Genomic DNA, 616 nt, shown 5'->3' on the forward strand with positions numbered 1-616 from the left:
TGGCTTTCGCGGCGCAGTGACCCGTTGAACCTGATCCAGTTCATACTGGCGTAGGGACGGTGCAAGCGCTTTGCGGGCCTCCATGCCCGACAACCTGTAAGCAGGCAGACAGAAGCGTCTTTTCATCCTTCCGGCACAGAACTGGGTCTCCAATGCATGAGCAAAGGAGCCTCAAAATGAATGCCATTTCCCCCGCCGTGTCGACGGGACCGCTGCCCGCCTCAAGGAAGATCCACAAACCCGGCATGATTCACCCGCAGATCAGGGTGCCGATGCGGGAAATCGCTGTCCATCCGACGGCAGGCGAACCGCCTGTCACCGTTTACGATCCGTCCGGCCCCTATACACCGACCCGACTGTCGAAACCAGCATCGAAAAGGGCCTCGCCAGGTTTCGCCATGGATGGGTTACGGCACGCGGCGACGTCGAATTTCACGATGGCCGCAGTGTCAGGCCGGAGGTCAACGGCTTCGCGTCAGGTGAGCGCCTGACGCCGGAGTTTCCCGTGCGCCACCGGCCGCTAAAGGCAAAAACGGGCAAAGCGGTGACGCAGCTTGCCTATGCGCGCGCCGGGATCATCACCCCCGAAATGGAGTTCGTCGCCATTCGCGAGAAT

1 pseudogene is annotated in these 616 nt (G+C 61.0%); it reads left to right on the plus strand.

From position 1 onward, the window contains the following. Positions 1–176: 176 nt before the first annotated feature. Positions 177–616 (plus strand): annotated as a pseudogene (locus AC0L16_RS33550) (phosphomethylpyrimidine synthase ThiC); the annotation flags it as partial.

Source organism: Mesorhizobium sp. WSM4848 (genome assembly GCF_055811375.1).